This window comes from Nocardia glycosmidis, assembly GCF_052545115.1.
On record NZ_JBQWRH010000001.1, the window covers coordinates 201220 to 227860 of the forward strand.

Below are 26641 nucleotides of genomic sequence, written 5' to 3' on the forward strand. Positions count from 1 at the left end.
AAGTGTGGTTTCTGGATAAGGCGGTCGGCTCTGCGCCGCCCATGAGCATGCGATCGAGAGGAAGCCCCCGTGACCGACAAAGCCACCACGGACGTAGTCGATTTCTGGTTCGACCCGCTCTGCCCCTGGTGTTGGATCACGTCCCGCTGGATCCTCGAGACCGCGCAGGTCAGGGACATCGAAGCCCGGTTCCACGTGATGAGCCTCTCGGTGCTGAACGAGGGCAAGGACGTCCCACCGGAGTACCAGGAGGCGCTCGTCACCGGCTGGGGGCCGGTCCGCGTCGCGATCGCGGCGGCGCAGAAGCACGGTGACGAGGTGCTGTCGCCGCTGTACACCGCGATGGGCACGCGTTTACATAACGGCCGCGCGGAGTACGAACGCGAGAGCCGCCGGGAGACCCTCGCCGCGGTGATCGCCGACGCACTCGCCGAGGTCGGCCTGCCCGCCGAGCTCGCAGCGGCCGCTGACAGCACGGATTACGACGAGGCGGTGCGTAAGAGCCATCACGAGGGCATGGACAAGGTGGGACCGGATGTCGGGACGCCGACCATCCATATCAATGGGATCGCGTTCTTCGGCCCGGTCCTGTCCCGCATCCCGCGGGGCGAGGATGCGGGCAAGGTGTGGGACGCCGCCGTGGCGCTGGCGTCCTACCCGCACTTCTACGAGTTGAAGCGGACGCGCACCGAGGCTCCATCGTTCGACTGAGTGCCGCGTGGCGAGTGCCGCCCACGGCACTCGCCACGGTCACAGCACGGATTTCGGCGGTGTCGCCGGCGCCGCGCCGTAGGAACTCGGGTAGCCGCCCTGCGGCGCGGCGGTGCCCATCGGCGGGTTCGGGCGCAGGAACAGCTTGCCGTGCCTGCTGCGGTCGCGCAGCGCCCACATTCGCCAGGTGAGCACCGGGTGACTGGCCAGGGCGTTCACCATCCAGACGAAAAACCCCTTCTCGAATGCCGCCCGGTCGGCCATTTCGTCGAAGCCGACGAGGCTGTTCATGTACTTGCCCGCGGCCAGCGTGCCCATCGCGGCGGACGCGCCGGTGTGCCGGTTGCAGTAACCGTGGTTGTCGGCGGTGTACTCCTGCGCGCGGATCAGGCTGCTTCCGACGATCGGCAGGAATGGCACGAGGAACATGCCCAGCTGTCGCCAGTACGACGTGTGCCCGGCGGCGATGTGGCCGACCTCGTGGCCGATGATGAACGCCAGCGCGTCGGGTTCGCGTGCGGCGCCGCCGATCTCGAACAGGTCGCTGTAGACCACCACGAAGCGACGGAAGCCGTGTCCGCTGGCGAACGCGTTGATCTGGCCGTTGCCGAGCACCACGTACGCGTCCGGCACCTTCGCCATGCCGAAGCGGGCGGCCGCCTCCACCACCATCTGGTAGCCCTCGGGGAACTGCGTCGGCGACATCCGCACGCCGTTCACCCGCTGGCTCGCGTAGTTGATGCCGCGACCGAACCACAGCAGCAGGGGTGCGGCTACCAGTGCCAGGACGTACTGGTCGAAATTGCCGGTCGCCAGCAGCAGCACGGCGATCAGGTAGGCGAAGATGGTCAGCACGATGATGAGCACCAGCATCGGGATCTCCCAGCTGTGCCGCGCCGGCATACCGAAGGGCGACAGACCGCGCGGCTGTCGCTGCGGTGGCGCCGCGGGGGGCTGCGGCGCGCCAGGGTAGGTGCCGTACGCCGGGTACGAGCCGATGGGCGCCGGTTGATACGCGCCCGACGGGTACGGCTGTCCGTACGGCGCGGAGGGCGGGTTCGGAACCTGCGCCCATCCGGCCTGCCGAGCATACGGGTCGACCTGCGGGCCTGGCTGGTCGTGCGGCTGGGGTTCGTGCGGCTGCATGGGATGAACTCTATTCAGTCACCGGGAATGGGTAGGGGCCTCGTGCCACGGGACCATGGCCGCGAACACAGCTGGCATACCAGTCGATTCGCGTCGACGGGCGGCGGTGTTAATCGTCGGGTGTGCCCTGTTGCCCGCCGCGCGGTGGCAGCCTGACACAATGCCTGCCATGCGCGTATACCTGGGTGCCGACCATGCCGGTTTCGAACTGAAGAACCACGTCAAGGCTCATCTGGAGCAGGCCGGCCACGAGGTCGTCGACTGTGGCGCGCTGGCCTACGACGCGCTCGACGACTACCCCGCGTTCTGCATCGAGGCGGCCCGCCGCACCGTCGCCGACCCGGGCAGCCTCGGCCTGGTGTTCGGCGGCAGCGGTAACGGCGAGCAGATCGCGGCGAACAAGGTGCCCGGCGCCCGCTGCGCGCTGGCGTGGAGCGTCGAGACCGCGAAACTGGCCCGCGAGCACAACAACGCGCAGCTGATCGGCATCGGCGGACGGATGCACTCGACCGAGGAGGCGCTGGCCATCGTGGACGCGTTCGTCACCACCCCGTGGTCGGACGAGGAACGCCACCAGCGGCGCATCGACATCCTGGCCGAGTACGAGAAGTCCGGCATCGCCCCGGCGGTGCCCGCGTACTGAGTTCACCGCGGTTGCGCCGGCTGTGCCGGAAGGACATACGCTGCACCGCCTCGCGCGGCTGCATCAGCGCCGTCTCGCGGGCGGTGTGGTGCGCGTATCGAGCCCGCAGGGCAAGTTTGCCGCGGGCGCGGCCCGGGTGGACGGCCAGGTGCTGACCAAGGCCGAGGCGTGGGGTAAGCACCTACTGCACCACTACGACTCGGGGTTGGTCGTGCATGTGCATCTCGGTCTCTACGGCACGTTCACCGAATCCGATGTGCCGATGGGGGAGCCGGTCGGGCAAGTCCGGATGCGCATGACCGGGGGATCGGACGGACCGTCCGGCTTCGGCACCGACTTGCGTGGGCCGACGGCCTGCGAGATCCTGCTGGCGCCGGAGGTCGCCGCGCTCACCGAGCGGCTCGGCCCGGATCCGTTGCGCCGCGGTGTCGACCCGGACCGCGCTTGGCAACGTATCCACCGCTCGCGCAGGCCGATCGGTGCACTGCTGATGGATCAGCAGGTGGTGGCCGGTGTCGGTAACGTCTATCGCGCCGAACTGCTTTTCCGCCACCAGGTTTCGCCGCATCGCCCCGGCATCGCGCTCTCGGCCGACGAATGGACAGCCATGTGGACCGATCTCGTCGCGCTGATGCGGGTGGGTGTGCGGGTCGGAAAGATGGTCGTGGTGCGACCCGAACACGACCACGGCGAGCCCTCATACGCGCCCGATCGTCCGCGCACCTACGTCTACCGCCGTCAAGGGGCACCGTGCCGCCTGTGCGGCACCCCCGTCGCGCACCAGGTCATGCAGGCCCGAAACCTCTTCTGGTGCCCCGGCTGTCAACCGGACTGACCTGACCAGGTCGCAGGTGATGGTGTCGGTTCAACCCGCCACGGCGGTGTCCATATCCGGTCCTTCCGCGATGGCGAACCGGCGCCCGCCCGCGGTTTTCGCGGAATACATCGCGCCGTCGGCGCGGCGGAGTAGTTCGGTGAAATCGAACGGGCTGCCCGGCGGGTTGTAGGCGGTTCCGACGCTGGCCGAGACCGGAACCGGACCCGCCGACGACCAGACCGGATCACGCAGCGCGGCGACGATCCGATGCGCGAGTTCGCCGAGGGCGGTGCGGTGCGAGTTGGTGGCGAGGACGAACTCGTCGCCGCCGTAGCGGCAGATCACGGTGTCGGGCGGACAGGCTTCGCGCAGCCGGCCGGCCAGTTCGACGAGCACCTCGTCGCCGATCGCGTGGCCGTATCCGTCGTTGATCTGCTTGAACCGGTCCAGATCGATCAGCAGCAGCCCCAGGCCGCGGGTTTGATCGGTGGCCATCAGCCGCGCCTTGTCCTGCAGCAGCGTGCGGTTGGCCAGGTCGGTGAGTGCGTCGTGGGTGGCCTCGTGGCGCAGCCGATGCTGTAGCGCGGCGATCTCCTGGACCCGCAACGACACTTTGGCCGACAGGTTCTGCTCCTGCTGCGCAAGCGCCCGCTCCTGCAGCGCTTGCGCGTAACTGTCGATGGCCTGGCTGGCGATGAACGGCCAGCGTGTGGCGAGCAGGGAACCCGGCGTGCCGCAGGGGAAGCCGAGCAGCCACCGAGTGGCCTGCGCCAGCATCCGGATCCGGTCGAACGGCGCTTCGGCAAGCCTGGCTCCGAGCATCCGCGCATTGGGTACCGGGAATGGCTCGGACCTCGCCAGCGTGAGCAGCCGCTCGACGATGTCGACCAGCACCGGTTCCAGCTGCTGGGGCAGCGCGCCCGAGCCGGGTTCGGCGCAGACCGCACGGGCCCATGCGCGAGCCATGGTGGCTACCTGGGGTTCGATGTTCGCGGACATCGGACTCACCCGGTGTGGGTGACGTCGGTACCCAGCTGCCCTGTGCTGACACAGGCGCCGGCGTCACGCTGATCGTTCCCACTGCTACGCGGTTGTGTCCACCTGGTTCGGCGCACGGTCACCGCCCCCTTTCCAGATACCCCCGTCCGGCAAAAAGGATCTTAGCAAGCCACTCGGCGTCGAAAATCACTGTTTTGCAACGTGTTCTCGACACTTCGTCAATGGCGATCGGGAGTCTGATCGTAACCACCGCGCGAGTGTTACATCCGAATTCTGTTCGCTGTGGAATCGCGCTGTGACACGCCGATGACACGCTCGCGCGGAAGGGGGCGGTTCTCAGGGCCTCCGGCCCGGACGGGCTGCCCGTGCCGCGACCGACGTTCGGCATCCCGCCACGTGCGTGCGCTGCGACGGCGAGTCGTGCGGTCCTCATCGGAAATCCCTCGAGTGGTGTTCCTGGCGCGATCAGCAGTGTCGGCGGCCGCTCCCAGCAGGGTTGTCGGCCGTCACTCGAGTTTCGCCCACCAGCATCCGACACGCCAGAGTTTCAATGAAAAATCCCCTCTAAATTTCGCTCCAGCGCGCTGCTTCGCCGGGGCGGCTGAGTCGTGCCACCCTCGGTGCGGTAACCCGGAGCGCTCCGGTCCGCACCGGCGAGATCGCGCAGTCCGGGGCTGATTGGCGTTTCGGAAGGCGGATTCGGTACAGTCGGATCGCACACGGCATCGTGGCGATCCCATCGGTGTCGTATGCTCTGCGGGTGTAGTTCAATGGTAGAACCTCAGCCTTCCAAGCTGATGGTGCGGGTTCGATTCCCGTCACCCGCTCCACGGAACAGAACATTCATCCTCGTCGGCGGTGCCCCGCCGCCGCGAGGGCAACGGGGTGTAGCGCAGCTTGGTAGCGCATCCGCTTTGGGAGCGGAGGGTCGCAGGTTCAAATCCTGTCACCCCGACTGGGTTTGGTGCGGGTGAGCGCGGGTTTCATCTCCCTCGCCCGCAGATATGTGCCCGATGTTGCCTGTCGTTCGACCACCTTCGGCTGACATCTCGTCAACTTGCTTGCCTCAGTACGTATCCACTTCGGCAGCGACACCCCGGCACGGCTGAGCCCGAAGCCCGGCCCGGTGATCACAAGCCGGCGTGCCGGACTTCTGATGTACCTAGGCGAGATGGTGCTCACCGGCGACGATGATGACGGCGGCCAGGTGCCTATGAGAATCGGAATGGGCTTTACGACACGTGCGCCTGAACCCTCACCACTGCATCGTCACTACCGCCGAAACGCCTTCCACTGCCGTTCTTCCCGGAAGTGGTAGATATGCCGTTCCATAGCGCGCCGTTAACTGAGTAAGAGGGACGGCAGGATCTCAACGAGCCGTTACTCAACGGTACGATAAGGGTTGCGTGCTGGGTAGCCGTGAGCTGAACCGCGCGTAGGCCGGCTTTTGTGGCTCGGTTCGGGGACCGTTGAGCAGTCCTGATGGCGGTCCGATCCTCGGGCTGCGCACCTGCCGCAGGTGTGCCCTCGGCATCTCCGGAGATTGCCGCGAGTACTACGGAAGTTCTTCGAGAGACGCGGGATTTGTTGCACCAGCGAAGATCTCGTCGATTCCGGCAACGACGAACCGGCGGCCCCGCGCGCCGACGTCCCGGACAACATGTCCGGCGTGCGGGCATCATCCGCACCCATGGTTGCGCCCGCGCGACTCGGTGGCCGTCGCGCGAGCTGAGGGGGATGGTCGGTTAGTGTCTACTACCGTGCTTGCGGACACCCATTCCGATGGCGGCGATTTCCCGTGTCAGGACTCCCGGGACGCGCTGCCCCCGAGAGAGGCTGCCGCTGCCGTCTTCTCCAGCCGGTTATCGGAGTTGATCGCGGGGTCCGTCGTGTCCACCGAGGGCGGATCGACGCGCTCGCTGACGCTCTATTCGCTGGCGCAGCACCTGGAATCGGCCTACCCGGAGGTGCCGGTGTCGCAGTCCGGTCTGTACCGGCTCATCCACGGTGACGCGATTGCGCGGCTGGACTTGGTGATCGCGCTGGCGCGGGTGTTCGATGTGCCGCCGGAGTACTTCGTGACCGAGGAAAAGCATCGCTGATCGGCTCGTAAGCTGATCTCTCCAGCGGGAATAGCGTGCGCTCGGCGGGCTGCTCGCGCCAGCTGTGATCCGTCGTTCGGATCCTCCGCCCAGCGACGGCCCGGATTCGGCGCTGCCCAGCCCGGGCTTCCCGGCCTCGCGCCGGATTCGGAACCCGTTGCGCCGCAGCGGCGACAGCCCGAGGGCGAGTGAGTGAATCGTCGAGCTGGCCGGCGGCGCCCCAGGGCTGGTCCTCATCTTTGCCATCTGCGGCGACTCGACACCTGTTCGAGACCGAACTGGCCCCGCGATTGCCCAATCCACGGTCAACCCCGCGTTGGCTCGGGCAGTAGCCGAACCATGCGTGTGTCGCCGTCGCCGAATGCCAATTCCGCTCCGCAGTGGCCTATCCGGCGTCGCCAAGATGTACGAGTTCATCGAGTACCGCTGCCGGGCAAGGGCGTTCCCGGACTTCACTCGAATTCGGCTCGGTGCGTGGCAATTTCGGTATGCGACACTGATCGGGCAGACCGACGGCACGGCCGACGGGTGGTGCCCGCTGCCCACGCCGAACACGTTGCGCCGCACCCGCCGACCGGATCGTCTCCGGGACGATGCAGAAGCCGGAGACCCTGGGTTTTCAAGGGCAGGAAAAGCGGTCGGCCGCAGCGTGCCGCAGGCATGCACAGGGACTTGTCGCGGCGCGCCATGGGGTTTGCCGATGAGTTTGCTGATATGTAGCTGTGGGCCGGTCGGTCGCCCGGGAACCGCCGTGTGCCGAGGTCGCGAACTGTTGCGATGTGGTTTCCTTGAGGGATGACTGCGGCTGCCGAGTACACGATCGACGAGCTGGCGCGGGAGGCCGGTACGACCGTGCGCAGCCTGCGCGTTTACCACGAACGCGGGGTGCTGCCGCCCCCTCGGGTCAAGGGGCGGACCGGGTTCTACAGCGCCGACCACCTCAACCGGGTGCGCACTATCAGCAGGCTGCTCGACCGGGGGATCAAACTCAATGGCATCAAGGAATTGCTCAATGCCTGGGACCGCGGTGACGACCTGGGCGACATTCTCGGCGTCGGTGTCGCCGGTTCCGCCGAGAAGGCCGCCGATGACAGCGGGGACACCATTGCGGCGACCGAACTCGCCGAGCGCTACCGCGGCGTGCCGCACGGTCTGGCGCGGGTCGTCGCCGCGGGGCTGTACGAGCCGGTGGACGCGGCGACCTATCGGATCGCGGATCGCGGGCTGGCGAGCGGCTTCGATCGCTTGACCGCGGCCGGCATCCCAGCCGATCAAGCGCTCGGCGAGGTGGAGAAACTGCGCGCTGACGCCGACCGGATCGCCCGCCGCTTCGTCGACCTGTTCCGGGGTACCGTCTGGGCGGCGTTCCAGGATTCCCCGGGCGGCCCGGCGGAGATCGCCGCCGTCGCGCAACGCCTGGCGACCATCCGTCCGATACCCGGCGATACCGCCGTGAAACTCGTCAACCGCTTCGTCACAAAGTATCTCGACCAGGACACCGAGCTTTCGGAGACTCTGCGGCAGGACTGATCGCCGCGGGTGGCCGAGCCCGCGCGCAAGCGACCTGGTTCAGATTCCGATCGGTGGAGATACGACCAGTAACGCGCCGTTGATCAGCGGTATATCGGCGTCGTTCGACGCGCGTTCGCGCAGTCGCGACACTGCCGACCGCGGCCACGGTCAGCTGGTACCTGGTGGCGAGTGTGCGCGTGTTCGCCTGCGCCGCAGCGACCGCGGGGAGTGCGACCGGCTCGCCGCCCGGGACCGCCGGTTTCTCCGGGAATCAGGCTTCGACCGCGCCCCGATACGGCCAGATCCAGTCGGCGACCTCGGGGATGTCGGCGCCGTGCTCTCTGGTCCACGCGCGGGCGGTCCACCGCGCGTCGACCATCTCCTGCCGCAGCCCCGCGGCCCGCTCACGCAGGCTCGGAACGCGATCGATCACGTCCATCACCAGGTGGTAGCGGTCCAGGTCGTTGAGCATCACCATGTCGAACGGGGTGGTGGTGGTGCCGTGTTCCTGGTAGCCGCGCACGTGCAGCCCATCGTGGTTGGCGCGCCGATAGGTCAGCCGGTGGATCAGCCACGGGTAGCCGTGGAAGGCGAAGATCACCGGCCGGTCGCGGGTGAACAGGGTGTCGAACTCGCTGTCGGGCAGCCCGTGCGGATGCGCGTCCTGCGGCAGCAGTCGCATCAGGTCGACCACGTTGACCACCCGGACCCGCAACTCGGGCAGTCGTTCGCGCAGTATCGCGGCCGCGGCCAGCGTCTCCAGCGTCGGGATGTCGCCCGCGCAGGCGAGCACCACGTCCGGCGTGGCGCCGACCTCGTCCCGATGACAGGCCCACGTCCAGATGCCGATGCCGCGCGCGCAGTGCTCGGCCGCGTCCGCCACCGACAGCCAGTCGGCCTGCGGTTGCTTGCCCGCGACCACCACGTTCACGTAGTGCCGCGAACGCAGGCAGTGGTCGTAGGTGGACAGCAGCGTGTTGGCGTCCGGTGGCAGATACACCCGCACGATCGAGGGCTTCTTGTTCAGCACCACGTCCAGGAAACCGGGGTCCTGGTGGGTGAAGCCGTTGTGGTCCTGGCGCCAGACATGCGACGACAGCAGGTAGTTGAGGCTCGCGATCGGCCGCCGCCACGGTACCGCCGCGCTCGCGTCGAGCCATTTCGCGTGCTGGTTGAACATCGCGTCCACGATGTGGATGAACGCCTCGTAGCAGGTGAAGACACCGTGCCTGCCGCTGAGCAGGTAGCCCTCGAGCAGACCTTGGCACATGTGCTCGGACAGCACCTCGACCACCCGGCCGGCGCGGTCGAGGTGCTCGTCGCGGGCGTCGATGCCGGCCTGCCAATTGCGTCCGGTGACCTCCAGGATGTCCTGTAGCCGATTGCTGGCCAGCTCGTCGGGCGCGAACGTCAGGAAGTTGTCCGGGTTGCTTCTGGTGACCTCGCGCAGCCATCCGCCGAGGACTCTGGTGGCCTCGTGCGCGGTCGCGCCGGGTGTGCTCACCTCGACGCCGAACTCGCGCCAGTCCGGCAGCCGCAGGTCGCGGACCAACGCGCCGCCGTTGGCGACCGGATTGGCGCTCATCCGCCGATCGCCATCGGGCACCTGGTCGCACAATTCCGACACCGGTTTGCCGGTCTCGTCGAACAGTTCCTCCGGGCGGTAGGACCGCAACCACTGTTCCAGGACCGCGCGGTGGTCCGGGTCGGTGCGCGCGGCGGGCAACGGGACCTGGTGAGCCCGGAAGGTGCCCTCGACCCGGTTGCCGTCCACCAGCGGTGGACAGGTCCAGCCTTTCGGCGTGCGCAGCACGATCATCGGCCATGCTGGTCGTGTCGCGTCGGTGCCGCCGCGGGCGGCGCGCTGGATCTGGGCGATCCGCTCCAGAGCGGTATCCATCGCGCCGGCCACGGCCTGGTGGACGGCCGCGGGATCATCGCCCGCGACGATGATCGGCTCGTAGCCGTATCCGTGCAGCAGCGCGAGCAACTCCCGTTCCGAGATGCGCGCCAGGATGGTCGGATTGGCGATCTTGTACTCGTTCAGCGCCAGGATCGGCAGGACCGCGCCGTCGCGTGCCGGGTTGACGAACTTGTTCGCATGCCAGCTGGTGGCCAGTGGGCCGGTCTCCGCCTCGCCGTCACCGATGACGCAGAACACGGTGAGGTCAGGGTTGTCCAGCACGGTGCCGAACGCGTGCAGCAGCGAGTAGCCGAGCTCACCGCCCTCGTGTAAGGAGCCGGGCGTCTCCGGTGCGCAGTGGCTGGGCACGCCGCCGGGAAAGGAGAACTGGTGAAACAGCGCGCCCATTCCGGCGGCGTCCTGTGGGATATGGCTGTACAGCTCGGAGTACGTGCCCTCCAGCCAGGCGCACGCGTTCGGGCCGGGCCCGCCGTGCCCGGGGCCCGCGACGAAAACGGCGTTCAGGCCGCGCTGCCGGATCACGCGATTGGCGTGGGCCCAGACCAGATTCAGGCCGGGCACGGTGCCGAAATGACCGAGCAGGCGCGGCTTGATGTGCTCGGCGCGCAGCGGTTCGCGCAGCAGCGGGTTGGCCATCAGGTAGATCTGTCCGACCGCGAGATAGTTGGCCGCCCGCCACCACGCATCGATGGATCTCAGCTCGTCGCGTTCCAGCGGACCCGCGGCGTCCGTGAGCCGATAGGGACGCGGAGCGACGGTTTCCCCGCGCACGCCACCGACATTGTCGGCCGAAGTATCGCCACCCGCACTGGCCATCTGGGTCATCCGCCGACTCTCCTCACACTCGGGGTATCGGGGACAGCGGCGTCCACGACGTGTCCCCCGGGTTGCGCATGGCTGCCGACCGGAATCGGCAACTTCTGCCGACCGGAATCGGCAGATACGGAATGGAGAATTCACCGCCAGCCTAGTGGGGCACGCGACCGTGGCGCGGCGAAAGCGTGTCGCTAGCTGCCCGCCCGGCCTTTCACCCACCCGTGGTCCCGGCGTACCGGCGCCTTCGTCGCGGCCGTGCCCGGGTTTCGGGCGGACCAGGACCGGCAACGTCCATTAAGGTCCGCGGCATGCACATTCTCGGAAGGATCATCGGGATCGGCGCACTCGCCGCGACGAGTATCGCGTTGGCGGCCTGCGGCTCGGACGATGGGACGTCCACCGCCGTCACCACCAGGACCACCGCCCAGGCGGGTCCTTCCGCCGCACAGCGCCCGGCGACGCCGAGCAAAGGCCGCGAATGCACGGCCGAGGACATCCGCGTGACCGGCGATTTCGGCTCCGCGCCGACGATCACCATCCCGGACGATTGCGACCCGCCCAAGCAGCTGATCGTCAAGGACCTCGCTGCGGGCAGCGGACCCGGCGCCGTGGCCGGTCAGCAGCTGACCATGAACTACGCGCTGGTCACCTGGTCGGACAAGAAGAAGCTGGACAGCTCGTTCGACCGCGGCAAGCCGTTCCAGCTCACCCTCGGCGACGGCCAGGTCATCAAGGGCTGGGATCAGGGGTTGGTCGGGGTGCGGGAGGGCTCGCGCAGGCTGCTGATCGTGCCGCCGGAGCTCGGCTACGGAGCCGGCGGGCGCGGCATCGCGCCGTACGAAACACTGGTGTTCGTCACCGACGCGGTCTCGGTGGGGAAGTAGCCGAACCCGTCGCGGCCCCCGCCGATTGCAGGCCCGCCCGGCCGGTCAACTACCCTGGTCGGGATGCGTCGCGCACACCGCATCCCTCGTCGTCTCGGCCGAGGCCGGGAGCCCGGTTCGGATCGGCGGCGGTGAGGAATGCGGACGTCGGCGTAGCGCCACTTGGCCTGCCGTTTCCGATCGCGGGTCCGACGTGGAGCACGCACACCCAACGGCAACCAGTACGACCAACGAACCAGTACGACCAACGAACAAGGAGCATGTCCGTGAAGAGCACCGTCGAGCAGCTGAGCCCGACCCGGGTCCGGATCAACGTCGAGGTGCCCTTCGAGGAGCTGAAGCCGGATTTCGACCGCGCCTACAAGGCACTGGCCAAGCAGGTCCGCATCCCCGGCTTCCGTCCCGGTAAGGCGCCCGCGAAGCTGCTCGAGGCCCGCCTCGGTCGCGGCGCGATCCTGGAGCAGGTCGTCAACGACGCGCTGCCGGGCCGCTACAGCGAGGCCGTCACCACCTCCGAGGTGAAGGTCATCGGCCAGCCGGAGATCGAGATCACCAAGATCGAGGACGGCCAGGAGCTCGCCTTCACCGCCGAAGTCGACGTGCGCCCGGAGATCACCCTGCCGGATTACGCGAGCATCGCGGTCACCGTCGACGCGTTCACCATCGGCGACGAGGACATCGAGGAGCAGTTGCAGTCGCTGCGCCAGCGCTTCGGCACGCTGACCGGTGTCGAGCGTCCGGTGCGCGAGGGCGACTTCGTCTCGATCGACCTGTCCGCGACCGTGGACGGCGAAGAGGTCCCCGAGGCCGCCACCACCGGTCTGTCCCACGAGGTGGGCTCCGGCCAGCTCATCGAGGGCCTGGACGAGGCAGTGGTCGGGCTGTCCGCGGGCGAGTCGAAGGAGTTCACCTCGACGCTGGTCGCCGGCGAGCACGCGGGCAAGAACGCGGTCATCACGGTGACGGTGCAGACCGTCAAGGAGCGCGAACTGCCCGAGGCCGACGACGAGTTCGCGCAGCTGGCCAGTGAATTCGACACCCTGGACGAGCTGAAGGCCGACCTGCGCAGCCGGGTCGAGCGGGTCAAGAAGGTGCAGCAGGCGGGCGAGATCCGCGACAAGGTGCTGGAGACCCTGCTGGAGCAGGTCGAGGTGCCGCTGCCGGAAGCCGTCGTCAAGGCCGAGATCGACGCCGTGACCCATGACGCCGTGCACGGATTCGACCACGACGACGCCAAGTTCGCCGAGGCGCTCGAGGCGCAGGGCAGCACCCGCGAAGAGTTCGACTCCGAGACCAAGGACTCCGCCGAGAAGTCGGTGAAGACCCAGCTGCTGCTGGACGCGATCGCGGAGGCGGAGGGCACCCAGGTCGGTCAGGATGAGCTCACCGAGCGCATCCTGTTCCAGGCGCAGCGCTACGGCATGGCGCCGGAGCAGTTCATCCAGCAGGTGCAGCAGGCGGGCCAGCTCGGTGCGGTGTTCGCCGACGTGCGCCGCGGCAAGGCGCTGGCCGACGTGGTCGGCAAGGTGACGGTCACCGATTCCGCGGGCAACCCGGTGGACACCGCCGAAATGTTCGGCGCTCCGGCTGATTCCGTGGCCGAGGGCGAGGCCGAGGCCGAGCAGGCGTCCGAGGCGGACGCGGAATAGTTTCGTGGAATACCGGCGGGATCGGCGCCCGAGGGGTGCACTGATTGCGCTGTGAGCGAAGAAAGGGCGGTACCGGGAGTTCGGTGCCGCCCTGCTTCGTTAATGTTTGTGACGGCAAGTGGGATATGTCCTGTCCAATAGGGTGGGTGCGACATATCCGACCAGTGATGGCTATGTGGCAATCCGCAACGAGCCGGTGAGAGAAGGCAGGTATCCGTGACAATCAATCAGGCAGGGGTCATGACAACCGCGACTGCTGGTCTCAACCTCAGTGATTCGGTGTTCGAGCGCCTGCTGCGTGAGCGCATCATCTTCCTCGGCACCCAGGTCGACGACGACATCGCGAACAAGCTGTGCGCGCAGATCCTGTTGCTGTCGGCCGAGGATCCCACCAAGGACATCGCGCTGTACATCAACTCGCCGGGTGGTTCGGTGACCGCAGGCATGGCCATCTACGACACGATGCAGTTCGCCGAGTGCGACATCGCCACCTACGGCATGGGCCTGGCCGCGTCGATGGGGCAGTTCCTGCTCACCGCGGGCACCAAGGGCAAGCGCTACGCGCTGCCGCACGCGCGGATCATGATGCATCAGCCGTCGGCGGGCATCGGCGGTTCGGCGGCCGACATCGCGATCATGGCCGAGCAGTTCGCGCACACGAAGCGGGAGCTGAACGAGCTGCAGGCGCTGCACACCGGCAAGTCCGTGGAGCAGGTGACCACCGACGCCGACCGCGACCGCTGGTTCACCGCGCCCGAAGCCCTGGAGTACGGCTTCATCGACCACGTGATCAGCCACGCCAACCAGGCCAACGGGGCCAAGAAGTAACGCACCGGATCACCCACCGGCCCCCGGACGCCTCGAACGTCCGGCCGCCACACCGACTTTGGAGACGAAGATGGCCAATTCGATCGACCCGCGCGCCGGACTGTCCGGCATCGCTCCGCAGAGCCCGCAGGCGCGCTATATCCTGCCGTCGTTCATCGAGCACTCGAGCTTCGGCGTCAAGGAGTCCAACCCGTACAACAAGCTGTTCGAGGAGCGGATCATCTTCCTCGGTGTGCAGGTGGACGACGCCTCGGCGAACGACATCATGGCGCAGCTGCTGGTGCTCGAGTCGCTGGACCCCGACCGCGACATCACCATGTACATCAACTCGCCGGGTGGCTCGTTCACCTCGCTGATGGCCATCTACGACACCATGCAGTACGTGCGTGCCGACGTCGCCACGGTGTGCCTGGGCCAGGCCGCCTCCGCCGCCGCCGTGCTCCTTGCCGCCGGTACCCCCGGCAAGCGCGCCTGCCTGCCCAACGCCCGCGTGCTGATCCACCAGCCGTCGCTGGAGGGTGGTATCCAGGGGCAGGTGTCGGACCTGGAGATCCAGGCCGCCGAGATCGAGCGGATGCGCCGCCTGATGGAGACCACGCTGGCGCGGCACACCGGCAAGGACGCCGATACCATCCGCAAGGACACCGACCGCGACAAGATCCTGACCGCCGAGGACGCCAAGGAGTACGGGATCATCGACACCGTGTTCGATTACCGAAAGCTCAGCGCGCAGAAGTGACGCACCTGCCCGGTGATTCCGGGTAGCACCGCCGACGGCGGGCGAATCGCCGATCCCGGCGGCGGTTCGTTCGAAAATTGCTTTGTAACAGGGAATTCCGGCCGGGAAAGTATGTCAGCGCATGCTGCCCGGCCGGACCGCTTCCGCTTCGCGCGCATTCGGGCAATGTCGTTCGAACTCGATGTCGCGCGGCGGTTGGTGAGAGGTCACGGCGGCCGTCGCCAGGGGCGGTCGGCGTCTTCCGGCGGCGTGACACCTCGCACAACCCGTGCGAGAAACATGCGCGAGTTGTCGACCTCCATCCCGCACACCGGGTACGGTCAACCTAGGGACCTTTGCTCCCGGTTGCCGATACTGTCCACCAGCTCCGAAACAGTCGATGTGTTCGCGACTGTGCAAGCGGTGGACAGCTGGCAACCTGGACGGACGGTTGCACGCGGACAAGGAAGTAGGGACCCACGAGATGGCGCGCATCGGAGACGGCGGCGATCTGCTGAAGTGCTCGTTCTGTGGAAAGAGCCAGAAGCAGGTCAAGAAGCTCATTGCGGGACCAGGGGTGTACATCTGCGACGAGTGCATCGATCTCTGCAACGAGATCATCGAGGAAGAACTCGCCGAATCCAGCGAGGTCAAGCTCGATGAGCTGCCCAAGCCCGCCGAGATCCGGGACTTCCTGGAGAACTATGTCATCGGGCAGGACACCGCCAAGCGCACGCTCGCGGTAGCCGTCTACAACCATTACAAGCGCATCCAGGCCGGTGACAAGAGTCGCGACAGCCGCGGCGAGACCGTTGAACTGGCCAAGTCGAATATCCTCATGCTCGGCCCCACCGGCTGTGGCAAGACCTATCTCGCCCAAACGTTGGCGAAGATGCTGAACGTACCGTTCGCCATCGCCGACGCGACCGCGCTCACCGAGGCGGGATATGTCGGCGAGGATGTCGAGAACATCCTGCTGAAGTTGATCCAGGCGGCCGATTACGACGTGAAACGCGCCGAGACGGGCATCATCTACATCGACGAGGTCGACAAGATCGCGCGCAAGAGCGAGAACCCGTCGATCACTCGTGATGTCTCCGGCGAGGGCGTGCAGCAAGCGCTGCTGAAGATTCTGGAGGGCACCCAGGCCAGCGTGCCGCCGCAGGGCGGGCGCAAGCACCCGCACCAGGAGTTCATCCAGATCGACACCACCAACGTGCTGTTCATCGTGGCGGGCGCGTTCGCGGGTCTGGAGAAGATCATCTCCGACCGCACCGGCCACCGTGGTATCGGTTTCGGCGCCGAGGTCAGATCCAAGGCCGAGATCGACACCACCGACCATTTCGCCGAGGTCATGCCGGAGGACCTGATCAAGTTCGGTCTGATCCCCGAGTTCATCGGTCGCCTGCCCGTGGTCGCCTCGGTGACCAACCTGGACAAGGAATCGCTGGTCAAGATCCTTTCCGAGCCGAAGAACGCACTGGTCAAGCAGTACGTCCGGTTGTTCGAGATGGACGGGGTCGACCTCGAGTTCACCGACGACGCGCTGGAGGCCGTCGCCGACCAGGCCATCCTGCGCGGCACCGGCGCGCGTGGTCTGCGGGCGATCATGGAGGAGGTCCTGCAGCCCGCGATGTACGACATCCCCAGCCGCGACGATGTCGCCAAGGTGGTCGTCAATATGGACACCGTCAACGACAATGTGCTGCCCACCATCGTTCCGCGCAAGGCGCAGCGGCAGGAGCGCCGGGAGAAGTCGGCGTAATTCGGGTGTGGCGGCCGGACCGCCGGGGTACTCCTCTGTGAGGGTTGAGCAAGCAGCCTAGTTCCGGCGGGTGTGCCGTCCGGAGCGGATCATTACCCGCGGGCACCCCTTGGGCGGCTGCCGCGGACGACTGGACCGAGGTCCTCATGTCGACAGGTTTCGCGACTCCCACGTTGTTCCGCACGCCCGCTCGCAAAATCCATCATCCCGCCGAGCGGCTCCAGATTTCCGTCACGGCCCCGAGCGACCTGGTCACGCTGTGCTCCGTCGCCGGTGAGGTCGACCAGTACACCGCCGAAGTGTTCCGCGGCCGACTGATCGGCTCGCTGAGCACCGCGGCGGCGGTGGTGGTGGTCGATCTCTCCAAGGTCACGTTTTTCGGCGTATCCGGGTTCCAGGTGCTGATCGAGGCACGGTCCCAGCTCAGCCACACCGACCGCCACCTGCGCCTGGTCACTGGTCCGCGGTGTGTCGACCGTTTGCTCGAGGTCGCCGCCGATGTCGGGTCCTTCGAGACGACGACGAGTCTCGCCGCTGCCGTGCTCGCCGCCGCCTGAGCCGGCGGGCCGGCCATTACGATCGGGGCATGTTTGCCCATCGGCGTTTGGAACGCAAAGTCGACGCGTTGCACGACAAGCTCGATCTGGTCATGAAGCATCTCGGGATCCAGGCGGAGGCCGTGACACCAGCGGGGGTCGCCCCGCGTGGACCGGACGGTGCTGGAATGGCGCAGATCGATGCACTTCTAGCGCAGGGCAAGAAGATTCACGCGATCAAGCGTTACCGCGAGCTGACCGGATGCGGACTCAAAGAGGCCAAAGACGCAGTCGAACGGCGGTATCCGTACTGAGTCCGGTGCGGACGGCAGCGGGTCGATCTCCGCGTGGACGCGACGCGTGATTTCGCGTCGGAGGGGGTTCTCCGGCGGGCTTACCGACCATGGCCGGACCGCCCGAACGCCCCAGAACAGCCAACCCGGTCCAACCCGTTGGCAGGCACCAGGTCACCCCGGCACGGGGGAGAACCGGCCGTGGCGCAGGTACGCCGCTGGCCGTCAGCACATACCGAGTGGGACCACGGTGAGCCGCCTAGTGCGCGCTGGAGACCAGGAGGGCGTCGATCGGTACATCACCGTCGGCAGCCGGCCGGTTGGCGTCCGAGCCGACGGCAGCGTCCGCTGCGGCGGATTCCGGCAGCGGTTCGGTCCCGGTCGGATCGGGAAGATTGCGGACCTGCTCGGTGGCGAGATTGATCGCGCTACCGTAGCGTGCGCTGGCGGCATCGTGGATGAGCAGGGCGACGCCGATCATGACTGGCGCGACGCCGTGCACTGCGGCGTCGAACCACCGGCCCGCACTCAGATACGGGTATGTATTCAGACCGACCGTGAGCGCCAGCAACGCGATCTCGGCCGCCGCGACCTGGCTACGATTGTCCAGCACGCCCCACTCGGTGACCTTGCTCGTGCCGATCATGATGATGATCAGCGACACGCTGATCATCGCCTCCAGCAGATAGCTGAACCAGTACAGCGGATCGGTCGGCCCACCGGGCGCGATGTTGTGCTGGACATTGACCGCCGACCACAGCATCCCCGCGGCGACCACGCCCGCCAGCGCGCCGAGCGACCACGAGCGGTGCCGGTACAGCGACGCCAGCCTGGCGTGCGGGCTGGACGCGCGCCGCTGCGCGGCAATCGCCTTGCGCGCCAACAGCAGATCCTTGACCTCGGCCTTCTCGATTGCCTCGGTGGTATTCCGGGCCCGGTCGGAGGCCGCGGCCGACGCCTCGGCATGCTTCCAGCGCTGTTGCCGGTGCTGGGTCCGGATCCGTTCGGCCAGTTCGCGTTCGGCGTGCAGCTCCTCCTCCGACAGCGCGCCGGTCAGGGCCGGGTCGAACTGGTAGGCGAGGCGGCCCCTGGCCTTCTCGACCCGGGTCGCGAGCCGCGCGACGTCGTCGTCGAGCGGATGGTCGTCGAGCATGCGGCTCCAAACGGTTGAGCGGAGGGGAACTCGAGAAACCGAAGACGCCGACGCGGCCGATCGGTCACCGATTGCGACACGATAGCTCCCTGAACGGGACACGGACAGTCGGCGTCAACACCTCCTATTCATAGTCCATTCCCGGCCACAGCGACAGCCCAGCGCGGAAGCGGGCTGAAATGCCTGGTCAGTCAGGGGCTTTCCGCGGGCCGGTCGCCCGCCGTCAGGCCCAGGGCACCCGGCACGAATCGGTGCCGAAGCCCTGCGCGGTGATCCCGAGCGCCGAATTGAACCGGGCCCGTGAGTTTTCCAGCGCGATCTGATAGCTGAGTTCCACCACCCCGGCGCGGCCGAAGCGTCGCTCGAGATCGGCCACCTGCTCGTCGGTGACCGCGGTCGGGGTCGCCGTCATCGCGTCGGCGTAGGCGATGGCGGCGCGCTCGTCGTCGGAATACAGCGGCGAGGTCGCGTAGTCGGCGATGTGCTCGAGACGCTGCACGTCCAGCTTGTCCAGGCGCATGAGCATGGCGCCGAAGTCGACACACCATGAGCAGCCGATCGTCCACGCCGTGCGGTAGACCGCGATCTCGCGGACGACGGCAGGTAGGACGGTGCTGGCCTTACCGGCCATCGTTTCGTGGACGGCGTTCGCGACGAGCAGTTTCGGATGGTTGGCGGCGACCGCGAACGGCTCCGGCACTTCGCGGAAGCGGCGCTTCGCGAACCGGTACAGCAGCTTGGTCACCGGCCCGGCCTGTTGTGGGGTGACGGCCGCGATGCGGGTGCTCATGTGGATCTCCTTCGATCAGCGGATGTGGTTCCTACTTCTCGGACGAGAGATCCTGCCGGAATGTGATGGGTCGGGGCCTGTGACCTGGCGCACCCGGCGGGTTACTCGGACTCGACCCGTCCGGCCGGCTCCTGTCCTCGATCGATCCTCTCCCCGGCCCACGGCTACGCGCGGGCGAGCCCACCACCTTTGCAGAGCGCTGGTCGTCATGTCGGCACGCACGTGCGGAGAGCGGCAGTTGGGCGGTTGTCGCTTCGCGCTGGGTGAGCGTAGCGATCGCCAGGGCCGACCGCGCCGGGTTGTGGGGGGAGCACCGTTGATCCCCCTCTGGTTCGCCGTTGAACCTCGACCCCGCGCTCGGTGTTGCCGCTTACTGTGTCGGCGAACACGTCGCGGGTGTTACTGGGCGGCTGCTGTCACTTCGGTGAAGTCCCCGTATCGCGGCGCGCCGGCGTTGCGGTAGGTACTGATCACCCCGCCGCCGGCGGTCACACGGGAGTCGGTCAGCCGAAGTCCGGTGGGCTGGATCTCGGTGACTCCGCCGCTGGTGTCCCTCTGCGGACCGCCGGGTGCCCGGTAGACGCCGTCGACGGTGCCGAATTGGGTGAGCGACCCTTCCGTGACGTGGTGTTCCTTTCGTCCGGTTCGCCCGCCGGGCATGGATCGGCTACCCGTTCCGACGGCGCGGACCAGGGAAACTCATCGCTATTTCCGCTGCTCGTACCCGGTGTGTCGAGCTTGCGCTGCAGGTGCCGTGATGTTTACTCGGTCCGGTCAAATAGATGTTCGAGTGACGAGTGGAAGCGGAGGAGACATGGCACTGCCTACCATGACCGCAGAGCAGCGCACCGAGGCGTTGGCCAAGGCGGCTGCGGTCCGCAAGGCACGCTCCGAACTGATCGGCAAGGTGAAGGCGGGCACAGTTTCCGTTGCCGACCTGTTGAAGAAGGCCGACACCGACGAGCTGGTCAAGAAGACCAAGGTGGCCGCCGTGATCAAGGCCCTGCCGGGCGTCGGCCCGGTGAAAGCGGCGAAGCTGATGGACCAGGCGGAGATCCCGGAAGATCGCCGGATCGGCGGCCTCGGAGCGCGGCAGCGTGCGGCGCTGCTCGAAGCGCTGAAGGACTGACCGGCGGGCGACTCGCGGCGACCTGACGTCCGCGGACACACCGGATCACGCCCGTGGTGATCGTCCACGGGCGTCCCGACGGTGTCCCCTCGACCGAGATACCACCGACCGAGATACCACCGACCGCTGCGCACTTGCCCGACCGGTTCGGACTCGGTGCAGTCACGGTGAGTCGGACGACCCGTTACGGCAAGAGTGAGTCAGGCCGACAGGGTGGCCGCGCCGGGTTCGGCGTAGATCCGTTCGGGGGAGCTGTAGATGTTCATGGTGTCGCCGCGCAGGAAACCGATCAGGGTGAGGCCGGACTCAGCGGCGAGGTCGACCGCGAGGGAACTCGGCGCCGAGACCGCCCCGAGCATCGGAATACCGGCCATGACGGCCTTCTGGACCAGTTCGAACGAGGCGCGCCCGCTCACGATCAACACGAGATCGGATGCGGGAATACGGTTTTCGCGTAGCGCCCAGCCGATCACCTTGTCCACCGCGTTGTGCCTGCCGATGTCCTCGCGCACCGCGAGCGCGGTGCCGTCGGCGGTGAACAGTCCTGCGGCGTGCAGGCCGCCGGTGGCGTCGAACACGGATTGGCGGTCACGAAGGCTGTCGGGCATGGCGGTCAGTACGTGCGTGCCCACTACCGGGCCGCCATGCTGCAGCGGGAACCGGGTGCGGGTGCGCACGTCGTCCAAAGCAGTCTTGCCGCACAGTCCGCACGCGCCGGTGATCGGAAAGGCGCGAGTCGGCACCGCGACCGGCGTTCGCAGCGTGACGTCGAGGACGTTGTAGGTGTTGTGGCCCCGCTCGTCGGTGCCGGCGCAGTAGCGGGCGGCCACGATGTCTTCGGCGGAGCCGATCATGGCCTCGCTCAACAGGAATCCGTGCACCAGGTCGACGTCGTTGCCCGGCGTGCGCATGGTGATGGTCAGCGGCTGCCCGCCGATGCGGATCTCCAGCGGTTCTTCGACCGCGAGGGTGTCCGGGCGGTGGATCTCGCCGGTGGGGGAGACCCGGCGCATCCGGCGGCGGGCGGTCACGCGGCTCATGCGGCGCCGCTTTCGGCATGAGTGGCTCGCCGCGTGGTCGCGTTGTGCCCGCTCATGATTGCGCCGTGTGGCCGCTGGGCTGCAGCACGCGCGAGCCCCCGCTCCTGCTGGTGCTTCGCTCGAAGCGGACGGTGACGGCTTTGGCGACAGGAGTATTCGACCGTGCCGCGACATGGTCGAGTGGCATCAAGGGGTTGGTCTCGGGGTAGTAGGCGGCGGCGTTGCCGCGCGGGGTGGGGTAGGCGACCAGGCGGAAGCCTTCGACGCGGCGTTCGGTGCCGTCGGTCCACTCGGAGACCACATCCACGATGTCGCCCTCGGCGAAGCCGGACACGGTGATGTCGTCGGGGTGTACGAGCACCACCCTGCGTCCGCCGTGTACGCCGCGGTAGCGGTCGTCGAGGCCGTAGATGGTGGTGTTGTACTGGTCGTGGCTGCGCAGCGTCTGCAGGATCAGCCTGCCCTCGGGCACGGGCAGCCAGGTGAGCTCGTTGGCGGCGAAGTTGGCCTTCCCGGTGGCGGTGCGGAATTCGCGGGCATCGCGCGGCGGGTGCGGCAGCTGGAACCCGTTGCGCTGCCGCACTCTCGCGTTGTAGTCCGCGCAGCCGGGCACCACGCGGGAGATGGCGTCGCGAATGGTGTCGTAGTCCTGCGCGAACCGGGCCCACGGTACCGGATGGTCGGCGCCGAACAACGCTTGCGCGAGTTCGCAGACGATCGCGACTTCGCTGCGCAGTTGATCGCTGACCGGCTTCAGTCGCCCGGTGGACAAATGCACCATCGACATCGAATCCTCCACCGACACTTGCCGTTTGGCGCCCTCGGCGGACAGGTCGAGGTCGGTGCGGCCCAGGGTGGGCAGAATCAGCGCGGTCCGGCCGTGCACGACATGGCTGCGGTTGAGTTTGGTGGAGACCTGCACGGTGAGTTCGCAGTCGCGCAGCGCGGCCTCGGTCACCGCGGTGTCGGGGGTGGCGGACACGAAGTTGCCGCCCATGCCGACAAAGACTTTCGCGTGGCCGTCGCGCATGGCGCGGATGGCCTCGACCGTGTCGAAGCCGTGCGCACGCGGGCTGGTGATGCCGAACTCGCGGTCCAGAGCGTCGAGGAAGTCGTTGGGCATCTTCTCCCAGATGCCCATGGTGCGGTCGCCCTGGACGTTCGAGTGGCCGCGCACCGGACACACGCCCGCGCCCGGTTTGCCGATCATGCCTCGCAGCAGCAGCAGGTTGGTGGCCTCCTCGATCGTGGCGACGCCGTGTGTCTGCTGGGTGAGGCCCATTGCCCAGCAGATGATGATGTTCTTCGACCGCGCGAACAGATCGGCGGTGTGCTCGAGCTCCGACATGCTGAGGCCGGTCGCCGCCAGGACGGTATCGAAATCGACCGCGCGCACCTGCTTTTCGTACTCGGCATAGCCCGCGCAGTGGGCGTCGACGAAGTCTCGGTCGACCACCGTTCCAGGCGCCCGGTCCTCGGCTTCCAGCAGCAGGCGGCCGAGCGCTTGGAACAATGCCATATCGCCGCCGAGGCGGATCTGCAAGAAGTCGTCGGCGATCGGCACACCGGTGGTGAAGCCCTTGACCGTCTGTGGATCGCGGAAGCCGAGCAGACCGGTCTCCGGCAGCGGATTCACCGCGACGACGCGGGTGCCGTTGCCCTTCGCACGCGCGAGTGCGCTGAGCATGCGCGGATGATTGGTGCCCGGGTTCTGTCCCGCGACGATGATCAGGTCCGCCTTGTCGAAATCATCGATGGTGACCGAGCCCTTGCCGATCCCGATCGAGCTTTCCAGTGCGGCGCCGGAGGACTCATGGCACATGTTGGAGCAGTCCGGCAGGTTGTTCGTGCCGTAGCTGCGCACCAGCAGCTGATAGAGGAACGCGGTTTCATTACTGGTGCGCCCGGACGTGTAGAAGAGCGCTTCGTCGGGTGACGCCAGCGCGCGCAGCTGCTCGGCGATCAATCGGTAGGCGTCGTCCCAGGCGATCGGGGAGTAGTGGGTGTCTCCGGGACGCAGCACCATCGGATGGGTCAACCGGCCCTGCTGGCCGAGCCAGTACCCCGACCTGCCGCTCAGCTCCGCGATCGAGTGTGCCGCGAAGAACTCCGGTCCCACGGTACGCAGCGTGGCTTCCTCGGCCACCGCCTTCGCGCCGTTCTCGCAGAATTCCGCGGGCCGACGATGCCCGGTCGGCTCCGGCCAGGCGCAGCCCGGGCAGTCGAAGCCGTGTACCTGGTTGACCCGGGTCAAAGTACGCGCGGTCCGGATGACGCCCATTTCCTCGATCGCGCGTTTCAGCGCCACCGCCACGGCAGTGACGCCCGCGGCTTGCTCCTTCGGCGGCGTCACGGACAGCTCCGACTCGTTGATATCCCGGCTCGGCCCCATTCGATGCATGTCGCCATTGTGCTCTTTATGCCGTACGAGTCGAACGGGACCCCGTGCCATCGGCGACGAACTCGGCGGCCGCGACCGTGCGCGCCGGGCGGGCGAGGCCGAGTCCGTGCTGCGCCACGGCTGGTGACAGTCGACTGCCGAATACGAGCCGGGTCGGTGGTTGCGATTTCCGAATGCCGGACCGGAACACCCGTTCACCATCTGGTGTGAACACGGCGGCATGGTGGGCGTTCGAGTACACCGACGTAGGTGTCCGCACCGCCGACTATGCTGCGCGAATCAGGTCCACCGCGCGCGGGACACAAACATTGTTCGTGCCAAACGGCGTTCGTCGGTGGTTATGCTCGGACGCGATGAGCGACCGAACGATCGAACTCGCCGCAAGTGCGTTCATGCCCGGACCGAGCGTCAACGAGGTGTCCCCATGAGCGCGGGAGCCGTCAGTCGCCGGACGCGCCCGGCCAAAGCGCCGCTCGGTCGCGAGGTGATCGTCGAGACGGGCCTGCGCATTCTGGACCGGGACGGTGCGGCAGCCCTGACCATGCGCCGGGTCGCTCAGGACCTGGATACCGGCGCGGCCTCGCTCTACGTCTACGTCGCCAACCGCGACGATCTGCTGGCCGCCATGCTCGACCAGGTCCTCGGCACCGTTCCCGAGCCGGTCGGGGCGAGCTGGCGGGAACGGCTCACCGCCCTGGTCGAGGCCACCGTCACCGCGATGAGCAGGCACGAAGGGCTGGCGCTCGTCGCGCTCGGCACGATCGCGACCAGCCCGAACGCGCTGCGTCTGATGGAACTGATGCTCCGGTCGCTCGCCGAGGCGGGACTCGACGACCGCACCGCGTCCTGGGCGGTGGACCTGCTCATGCTGCACATCACCGCGTCGTCCGCCGAGCAGAGCGTGCACAACACCAGCGGCGGCACCGAGCGGGACTACCTCGCCGATGTCCAACGGCATTTCGCCGAGCTGCCCGCCGACCGGTACCCGACCCTCGTGGCGATGCGCGAGAGCCTGCTGTCCGGCGATGGCGGGGCCCGCGCTCGCTGGGCGGTCCGGGTGCTGCTCAACGGCATCCTCGCCACTGCGGCCGACTGATTCGCCCGGCTCGCGCCGTTGCCGCCGGCGCACGTGGGCGATCGAGTAGGACGTCACTGCGGCGCGGGAGCAACTCGCCCGCGTAGCGAAGAGCGTCCTAGCCGATTGCGGGAGCTAGCCGATTGCGGCCAGTGCGGCAGCGGCGGCCGGGGCTGCGGCTGCGCGGTCCGCGGCGACCAGGCCGATGCGGCTGCGCCGGTCCAGTAGATCATCGGCGTAGAGCGCGCCCTCGTGGGACACCGCGAACGCGAATTCAGCAGCGAGCACGTCGATTCCGGCGGCCACCGGCTCGGCGAGCGCTGGATCACGGCGCGCCGCCGCCACTATGGTGGTCGCCTCGCTGCCGTAGCGATCGATCAACACCGGCGGGGCGTCGATGCGGTCTCGGGCCGCTCCGGAGACCGCGCCGACCAGGGGAAGCTTTCGAGTGCGGCATGGTCCGGCGGTGAGCCCGCCGTGTGCGACGGCCGCGTCGACGGCGTCTTCGGCCATCTTCCGGTAAGTGGTGAGTTTGCCGCCGACGATCGTCACGATGCCGGAGGCGGAGCGCAGCACCGCATGCCTGCGTGAGATGTCGGCGGTATTGTCGTCGGCGGTCTGCAACAGCGGACGCAGGCCCGCGTATGAGCCGCGAATATCGTTGCGCGTCAAGGGCTCCCGCAGGGCGGGGTTGATGGTTTCGAGCAGGAAGTCGATTTCGGAGTCGGTCGGCTTCGGCTCGTCGGGCACCGGGCCCGGCGCGTCCTCGTCGGTCAGGCCGAGGTAGACCCGGTCGTGCGCGGCGGGGAAGGCGAAGACGAAACGGCTGCTGCTTTCCGGCACCGGTACGGTCAGCGCGGCGGAGAGTCCGCCGAAGGACGCCGCGGCGAACACCAGATGGGTGCCCCGGCTCGGGCGCAGCTGGATGCTCGGATCGACGTGGCCGGCCCAGACTCCGGTGGCGTTCACCACGGTGCGTGGCCGCACGGTGAGGGTCTCGCCGGTCCGGGTCTCGCGCAGGGTCGCGCAATCACCGGTCACGTCGAGAGCTTCGGTGTACGTGATGACCCGCGCGCCGTGCGCCGCCGCCGTGCGCGCCAGGGTCACGACCAATCGCGCGTCGTCGACGAGCTGCCCGTCCCAGGCTTGCAGGCCGCCGCGCAGCCCCGCGCGGCGCACGGTCGGCGCCAGCCGCAGCACCTCCGCGGCGGCGACGCGCCGGGAGCGGGGCAGGATCGCCGCCGGGGTTCCCGCCCCGCGCCGCAACAGGTCGCCCGCCAGGAAACCGGTGCGTACCAGCGCGGCCTGGGCCGCACCGATGCCGGGGAGCAGCGGCACCAGCTGCGGCAGCGGACGCACCAGATGCGGCGCCGTGGTGCGCATGAGGATGCCGCGTTCCACCGCGCTCTCCTGGGCGATGCCGACCCGGCCGCCGGCCAGATAGCGCAGCCCGCCGTGCACCAGCTTCGAACTCCAGCGACTGGTGCCGAACGCCAGATCGTGGCGTTCCACCAGCACGGTCCGCAGTCCGCGGGCGGCGGCGTCCAGCGCGGCGCCCGCGCCGGTGACACCGCCGCCGATGACCAGCACGTCGATCTCGGCGCCGTCGCCGAGTCGGGACAGGTCCGCGACGCGGCGGGCAGCGTTCAGCGCGGAGTCGGTGGTGTGCCGCGAATTCGTGGTCATCGCACTGCCTTTCCGGTCCAGCAG

General features: G+C 67.8%; 23 protein-coding genes and 2 tRNA genes. 16 read left to right on the top strand and 9 right to left on the bottom strand.

Annotation, left to right across the window (positions count from 1 at the left end; genetic code table 11):
* Positions 1 to 69 precede the first annotated feature (69 nt).
* Positions 70 to 711, top strand: coding sequence for a mycothiol-dependent nitroreductase Rv2466c family protein (locus tag ACT86A_RS00935; protein WP_445090031.1), 642 nt, complete (start codon positions 70 to 72; stop codon positions 709 to 711).
* A gap of 39 nt (positions 712 to 750) precedes the next feature.
* On the opposite strand, the gene ACT86A_RS00940 is transcribed toward ACT86A_RS00935, so the two are convergent.
* Positions 751 to 1857 (bottom strand): M48 family metallopeptidase, encoded by a 1107-nt coding sequence (locus ACT86A_RS00940; protein WP_445090032.1) that lies wholly within the window; start codon positions 1855 to 1857, stop codon positions 751 to 753.
* Positions 1858 to 2026: 169 nt separating this feature from the next.
* Between ACT86A_RS00940 and ACT86A_RS00945 the strand changes: the two genes are divergently transcribed.
* Both ACT86A_RS00945 and ACT86A_RS00950 read left to right on the top strand, forming a co-directional pair.
* Positions 2027 to 2500, top strand: a complete 474-nt coding sequence (locus ACT86A_RS00945) for a ribose-5-phosphate isomerase (protein WP_445090033.1) — start codon at positions 2027 to 2029, stop codon at positions 2498 to 2500.
* A 22-nt stretch (positions 2501 to 2522) separates the two neighbouring features.
* Positions 2523 to 3335, top strand: coding sequence for an Fpg/Nei family DNA glycosylase (locus tag ACT86A_RS00950; protein WP_445090034.1), 813 nt, complete (start codon positions 2523 to 2525; stop codon positions 3333 to 3335).
* Between the two features lie 30 nt (positions 3336 to 3365).
* Here the strand turns inward: ACT86A_RS00950 and ACT86A_RS00955 are convergent, their stop codons facing one another.
* Positions 3366 to 4316 carry a diguanylate cyclase domain-containing protein gene (locus ACT86A_RS00955; protein ID WP_445090035.1) on the bottom strand — a complete coding sequence of 317 codons (951 nt, stop codon included), beginning with the start codon at positions 4314 to 4316 and terminating at the stop codon, positions 3366 to 3368.
* Between the two features lie 756 nt (positions 4317 to 5072).
* Here ACT86A_RS00955 and ACT86A_RS00960 point away from each other — a divergent pair.
* From ACT86A_RS00960 to ACT86A_RS00975, 4 genes are all read left to right on the top strand, one after another.
* Positions 5073 to 5146, top strand: a tRNA-Gly gene (locus tag ACT86A_RS00960).
* Between the two features lie 51 nt (positions 5147 to 5197).
* Positions 5198 to 5271: transfer RNA gene (locus tag ACT86A_RS00965), tRNA-Pro, on the top strand.
* A 793-nt stretch (positions 5272 to 6064) separates the two neighbouring features.
* A complete protein-coding gene (locus tag ACT86A_RS00970; RefSeq protein WP_445090036.1) occupies positions 6065 to 6418 on the top strand; it encodes a helix-turn-helix domain-containing protein in 354 nt (117 codons plus the stop codon).
* A gap of 795 nt (positions 6419 to 7213) precedes the next feature.
* Positions 7214 to 7948 carry a MerR family transcriptional regulator gene (locus ACT86A_RS00975; protein ID WP_445090037.1) on the top strand — a complete coding sequence of 245 codons (735 nt, stop codon included), beginning with the start codon at positions 7214 to 7216 and terminating at the stop codon, positions 7946 to 7948.
* 253 nt (positions 7949 to 8201) lie between these two features.
* On the opposite strand, the gene ACT86A_RS00980 is transcribed toward ACT86A_RS00975, so the two are convergent.
* Positions 8202 to 10679 (bottom strand): phosphoketolase family protein, encoded by a 2478-nt coding sequence (locus tag ACT86A_RS00980; protein ID WP_445090038.1) that lies wholly within the window; start codon positions 10677 to 10679, stop codon positions 8202 to 8204.
* Positions 10680 to 10978: 299 nt separating this feature from the next.
* Here ACT86A_RS00980 and ACT86A_RS00985 point away from each other — a divergent pair, with 299 nt between their 5' ends.
* The 7 genes from ACT86A_RS00985 (at position 10979) to ACT86A_RS01015 (ending at position 17364) form a co-directional block, all read left to right on the top strand.
* Entirely contained in the window at positions 10979 to 11554 is a 576-nt protein-coding gene (locus ACT86A_RS00985; RefSeq protein WP_445090039.1) for an FKBP-type peptidyl-prolyl cis-trans isomerase, read from the top strand.
* A gap of 266 nt (positions 11555 to 11820) precedes the next feature.
* A complete protein-coding gene (tig, locus tag ACT86A_RS00990) occupies positions 11821 to 13203 on the top strand; it encodes a trigger factor (RefSeq protein WP_445090040.1) in 1383 nt (460 codons plus the stop codon).
* Positions 13204 to 13443: 240 nt separating this feature from the next.
* Positions 13444 to 14031 (top strand): ATP-dependent Clp protease proteolytic subunit, encoded by a 588-nt coding sequence (locus tag ACT86A_RS00995; protein WP_445090041.1) that lies wholly within the window; start codon positions 13444 to 13446, stop codon positions 14029 to 14031.
* A gap of 70 nt (positions 14032 to 14101) precedes the next feature.
* Positions 14102 to 14770: an ATP-dependent Clp protease proteolytic subunit gene (locus ACT86A_RS01000; protein ID WP_040865481.1), complete on the top strand. Its 669-nt coding sequence runs from the start codon at positions 14102 to 14104 to the stop codon at positions 14768 to 14770.
* 463 nt (positions 14771 to 15233) lie between these two features.
* On the top strand, positions 15234 to 16514 hold the full coding sequence (gene clpX / locus ACT86A_RS01005; RefSeq protein ID WP_445090042.1) for an ATP-dependent Clp protease ATP-binding subunit ClpX: 1281 nt from the start codon (positions 15234 to 15236) through the stop codon (positions 16512 to 16514).
* Between the two features lie 146 nt (positions 16515 to 16660).
* A complete protein-coding gene (locus ACT86A_RS01010) occupies positions 16661 to 17071 on the top strand; it encodes an STAS domain-containing protein (RefSeq protein ID WP_445090043.1) in 411 nt (136 codons plus the stop codon).
* A gap of 29 nt (positions 17072 to 17100) precedes the next feature.
* On the top strand, positions 17101 to 17364 hold the full coding sequence (locus tag ACT86A_RS01015; protein ID WP_445090044.1) for a ribosomal protein L7/L12: 264 nt from the start codon (positions 17101 to 17103) through the stop codon (positions 17362 to 17364).
* A gap of 238 nt (positions 17365 to 17602) precedes the next feature.
* On the opposite strand, the gene ACT86A_RS01020 is transcribed toward ACT86A_RS01015, so the two are convergent.
* From ACT86A_RS01020 to ACT86A_RS01030, 3 genes are all read right to left on the bottom strand, one after another.
* Positions 17603 to 18496: a hypothetical protein gene (locus ACT86A_RS01020; RefSeq protein ID WP_445090045.1), complete on the bottom strand. Its 894-nt coding sequence runs from the start codon at positions 18494 to 18496 to the stop codon at positions 17603 to 17605.
* Between the two features lie 223 nt (positions 18497 to 18719).
* A complete protein-coding gene (locus tag ACT86A_RS01025; RefSeq protein WP_445090046.1) occupies positions 18720 to 19286 on the bottom strand; it encodes a carboxymuconolactone decarboxylase family protein in 567 nt (188 codons plus the stop codon).
* 399 nt (positions 19287 to 19685) lie between these two features.
* The gene (locus tag ACT86A_RS01030; protein WP_445090047.1) at positions 19686 to 19946 is read right to left on the bottom strand and encodes a hypothetical protein; all 261 of its coding nucleotides are present in this window, start codon (positions 19944 to 19946) and stop codon (positions 19686 to 19688) included.
* 154 nt (positions 19947 to 20100) lie between these two features.
* Here ACT86A_RS01030 and mihF point away from each other — a divergent pair, with 154 nt between their 5' ends.
* Complete coding sequence (gene mihF / locus ACT86A_RS01035; RefSeq protein WP_445090048.1) at positions 20101 to 20415, top strand: integration host factor, actinobacterial type; 315 nt, start codon at positions 20101 to 20103, stop codon at positions 20413 to 20415.
* Between the two features lie 200 nt (positions 20416 to 20615).
* Here the strand turns inward: mihF and fdhD are convergent, their stop codons facing one another.
* A complete protein-coding gene (gene fdhD / locus ACT86A_RS01040) occupies positions 20616 to 21455 on the bottom strand; it encodes a formate dehydrogenase accessory sulfurtransferase FdhD (protein WP_445090049.1) in 840 nt (279 codons plus the stop codon).
* Positions 21456 to 21507: 52 nt separating this feature from the next.
* Positions 21508 to 23856, bottom strand: coding sequence for an FdhF/YdeP family oxidoreductase (locus ACT86A_RS01045; RefSeq protein WP_445090050.1), 2349 nt, complete (start codon positions 23854 to 23856; stop codon positions 21508 to 21510).
* Between the two features lie 424 nt (positions 23857 to 24280).
* Between ACT86A_RS01045 and ACT86A_RS01050 the strand changes: the two genes are divergently transcribed.
* On the top strand, positions 24281 to 24952 hold the full coding sequence (locus ACT86A_RS01050; RefSeq protein WP_445090051.1) for a TetR/AcrR family transcriptional regulator: 672 nt from the start codon (positions 24281 to 24283) through the stop codon (positions 24950 to 24952).
* Positions 24953 to 25066: 114 nt separating this feature from the next.
* Here ACT86A_RS01050 and ACT86A_RS01055 read toward each other — a convergent pair whose 3' ends face one another.
* A complete protein-coding gene (locus ACT86A_RS01055; RefSeq protein ID WP_445090052.1) occupies positions 25067 to 26617 on the bottom strand; it encodes a glycerol-3-phosphate dehydrogenase/oxidase in 1551 nt (516 codons plus the stop codon).
* Positions 26618 to 26641: the final 24 nt, after the last annotated feature.

Excerpts from the sequence above, each read along its gene's own strand:
- ACT86A_RS00940 (WP_445090032.1), bottom strand. The coding sequence starts at position 1,857 with ATGCAGCCGCACGAACCCCAGCCGCACGACCAGCCAGGCCCGCAGGTC.
- ACT86A_RS00945 (WP_445090033.1), top strand. The coding sequence starts at position 2,027 with ATGCGCGTATACCTGGGTGCCGACCATGCCGGTTTCGAACTGAAGAAC.
- ACT86A_RS00955 (WP_445090035.1), bottom strand. The coding sequence starts at position 4,316 with ATGTCCGCGAACATCGAACCCCAGGTAGCCACCATGGCTCGCGCATGG.
- ACT86A_RS00975 (WP_445090037.1), top strand. The coding sequence starts at position 7,214 with ATGACTGCGGCTGCCGAGTACACGATCGACGAGCTGGCGCGGGAGGCC.
- ACT86A_RS00980 (WP_445090038.1), bottom strand. The coding sequence starts at position 10,679 with ATGACCCAGATGGCCAGTGCGGGTGGCGATACTTCGGCCGACAATGTC.
- ACT86A_RS00985 (WP_445090039.1), top strand. The coding sequence starts at position 10,979 with ATGCACATTCTCGGAAGGATCATCGGGATCGGCGCACTCGCCGCGACG.
- ACT86A_RS00995 (WP_445090041.1), top strand. The coding sequence starts at position 13,444 with ATGACAACCGCGACTGCTGGTCTCAACCTCAGTGATTCGGTGTTCGAG.
- ACT86A_RS01000 (WP_040865481.1), top strand. The coding sequence starts at position 14,102 with ATGGCCAATTCGATCGACCCGCGCGCCGGACTGTCCGGCATCGCTCCG.
- clpX (WP_445090042.1), top strand. The coding sequence starts at position 15,234 with ATGGCGCGCATCGGAGACGGCGGCGATCTGCTGAAGTGCTCGTTCTGT.
- ACT86A_RS01010 (WP_445090043.1), top strand. The coding sequence starts at position 16,661 with ATGTCGACAGGTTTCGCGACTCCCACGTTGTTCCGCACGCCCGCTCGC.
- ACT86A_RS01015 (WP_445090044.1), top strand. The coding sequence starts at position 17,101 with ATGTTTGCCCATCGGCGTTTGGAACGCAAAGTCGACGCGTTGCACGAC.
- ACT86A_RS01020 (WP_445090045.1), bottom strand. The coding sequence starts at position 18,496 with ATGCTCGACGACCATCCGCTCGACGACGACGTCGCGCGGCTCGCGACC.
- ACT86A_RS01025 (WP_445090046.1), bottom strand. The coding sequence starts at position 19,286 with ATGAGCACCCGCATCGCGGCCGTCACCCCACAACAGGCCGGGCCGGTG.
- ACT86A_RS01030 (WP_445090047.1), bottom strand. The coding sequence starts at position 19,946 with ATGCCCGGCGGGCGAACCGGACGAAAGGAACACCACGTCACGGAAGGG.
- mihF (WP_445090048.1), top strand. The coding sequence starts at position 20,101 with ATGGCACTGCCTACCATGACCGCAGAGCAGCGCACCGAGGCGTTGGCC.
- fdhD (WP_445090049.1), bottom strand. The coding sequence starts at position 21,455 with ATGAGCCGCGTGACCGCCCGCCGCCGGATGCGCCGGGTCTCCCCCACC.
- ACT86A_RS01045 (WP_445090050.1), bottom strand. The coding sequence starts at position 23,856 with ATGCATCGAATGGGGCCGAGCCGGGATATCAACGAGTCGGAGCTGTCC.
- ACT86A_RS01050 (WP_445090051.1), top strand. The coding sequence starts at position 24,281 with ATGAGCGCGGGAGCCGTCAGTCGCCGGACGCGCCCGGCCAAAGCGCCG.
- ACT86A_RS01055 (WP_445090052.1), bottom strand. The coding sequence starts at position 26,617 with ATGACCACGAATTCGCGGCACACCACCGACTCCGCGCTGAACGCTGCC.